Genomic DNA, 2180 nt, shown 5'->3' on the forward strand with positions numbered 1-2180 from the left:
CGAAGCCGTCCGCGCCGTATCGGAAGCCGTCGGGGACGGGACGGCGATGGCCGGGCGGACCGTCGCGGCCAGCGCCGCCGTCACCGTCAGGAGCTGGGCCGTCACCATCGCCGTGAAGGGCAGGGACAGGGCCGTCGGCGCGGCCACCGCGGCGCACCAGGCCACGGCGAACGCCAGGCAGTCCGTGGTGGTGCGGCGCCCGGCGAGGACCGGGAGCAGGCGGGGCGCCGTCCACAGGACCGTGGCCACGGCGGCCAGGACCACCGGGGCGGTGACCGCGCCCGGCAGCGGAAGGTTCAGGTCCGGGGCGCCCGACCAGACGTCGTCGGCTCCGGCCGCAGGGCGCAGCAGGGTGAGCAGCACGGGCGGCAGCGCCCAGGCCGCCGAGGCCGCGTGGATCACGCCCGCAGCGATCGCGAGGCCGGCCCGGACGCCGCGCGGCGCCCGTGTCCGTACGAGCGCGAGCAGCGCGACCGCGCACAGCAGATACCCGGGCACCGCCCAGTCGCCCGGCACCGTCGTACGGAGTACGCCGCCGAGGGCGGCCACCACGGCGAGACCCGCCACCGTGGCCGTCGCCACCGCGGACGACGGCGCACGCCATGCGGCCCACAGAGCCAGGCCCGCCGCCGCGAGCAGCAGCAGGGCCGGCTCCAGAGCCGGGGACGGAGCGTGCGCCGACACCGACAGCCAGACACCGACCAGCAGCGACCAGCCGCCGGTCACGACGGCGCCGATGACGGCGATCGCCCGGACGGCCGGAGGCTTCGCGGCGAGCGCGATCGCGATGTCGAGCGCCGCGGTCGCCAGCATCGCCCACGCGGTCGGCCGGAGATTCCCGCCCGACGCCAGTGCCCAGAGCGGCAGGGGGAGTTGGGCGGCCACCACGGCTGACGGCAGCGGGAGCCGCAGCGTGCCGAGTGCCGTCCCGTACGCCGCCCACAGCGCGGCGAGCGCGCCCGAGGCGGCTGCCTCGTACGCCATGGTGTCGTTGTCCGGGAGGGCCGCGCGGCGCAGGGCGTACGCGTCGAGGATCAGGAGAACGAGCCCGAGCGCCGCGACCGACTCCGCGGTCGAGGCGAGCCCCCTGCGCAGCAGCAGGACCGGTGTGCCGAGGGCCGCCAGGGTCACCGCGCCCAGTACCAGCGCACGGCCACCGATGCCCATGTGGCCCCAGCTGACCAGGGTGAAGGCGATCGCGGCGATGGCCAGCAGGATCCCGCCGAGGGTCAGCAGCACGTTCTGTGCGCTCGGCGGCGAGGTCTCCGGGACGGGGCCCGAGGGCCACACGGCGCTTCCGGGACCGGCCGGCCCCGCGGGACCGGACGCACCCGCAGCGGCCGCGGGACCCGCGGCCACCGGTCGCAGGGCCTGCAGCGTCTGCACCAGCCAGGCCCGGCGGGCGAGCAACTGGGCCCGCCGGGCGTCGAGTTGAGCCAGCTCGCGGTCGAGGAGCCGCAGTTCCTCGGCGGGCGGCAGTGCGTTGTCCATGGCGAGGAGTGTGGGCCAGGACACACTCCGCCGATACCGGTGCGGATACTCAGATCGTGTGTGAGTACCTCGGTGCGGGCGCAGACTCGAAGCATGGACTGGTGCCGCTACCGATTCCGCAGTCTCTGGGAGCTGCCCGCACCGCCCGCGGTCGTGTTCACGGTGCTGGAGCAGGCGGAGGAGTACCCCCGCTGGTGGCCGCAGGTCCGCGAGGTCACCCCGCTCGACGACGGCAGCGGCATCGCCCGCTTCCGCTCCGTCCTCCCGTACGACCTCGTCGTCACCGCCCGGGAGCGACGTCGCGACCCGGCCGCGCTGGTGCTGGAGGTGGAGCTGGCCGGTGACCTCGCCGGCTGGGCCCGCTGGACCCTGGCGGCGCGCGCCGACGGCGGCACCAGCGCCCGCTACGACCAGGAGGTCGAGGTGCGCCGTCCGCTGATGCGGCGCCTCGCGGTGCCCGGGCGTCCGGTCTTCCTGGCCAATCACGCGCTGATGATGCGCGGCGGGCGGCGCGGACTCACGGCGTATCTGGCAGGGGCCTGAATGGAGTTTGAAGGAAACCCGCCGGTACCTGTATGGTTCAGTGCGTTCCCGGGCGATTAGCTCAGTGGGAGAGCGCTTCGTTCACACCGAAGAGGTCACTGGTTCGAACCCAGTATCGCCCACCACCCGGACCGAAGGCCCCGGAG

Annotated in this window: 1 protein-coding gene, 1 tRNA gene and 1 pseudogene; 2 read left to right on the forward strand and 1 reads right to left on the reverse strand. The window is 75.0% G+C overall.

Features of this window, described 5'->3' with window-relative positions; genetic code table 11:
- Nucleotides 1-1491 (reverse strand): annotated as a pseudogene (locus ACWGI8_RS43310) (SCO7613 C-terminal domain-containing membrane protein); the annotation flags it as partial.
- 93 nt (nucleotides 1492-1584) lie between these two features.
- On the opposite strand from ACWGI8_RS43310, the gene ACWGI8_RS43315 reads away from it, so the two are divergent.
- Both ACWGI8_RS43315 and ACWGI8_RS43320 read left to right on the forward strand, forming a co-directional pair.
- Nucleotides 1585-2034 carry an SRPBCC family protein gene (locus tag ACWGI8_RS43315; RefSeq protein WP_453669014.1) on the forward strand — a complete coding sequence of 150 codons (450 nt, stop codon included), beginning with the start codon at nucleotides 1585-1587 and terminating at the stop codon, nucleotides 2032-2034.
- A 50-nt stretch (nucleotides 2035-2084) separates the two neighbouring features.
- A tRNA-Val gene (locus ACWGI8_RS43320) sits at nucleotides 2085-2159 on the forward strand.
- Nucleotides 2160-2180: the final 21 nt, after the last annotated feature.

Source organism: Streptomyces sp. NPDC054841, assembly GCF_053611045.1.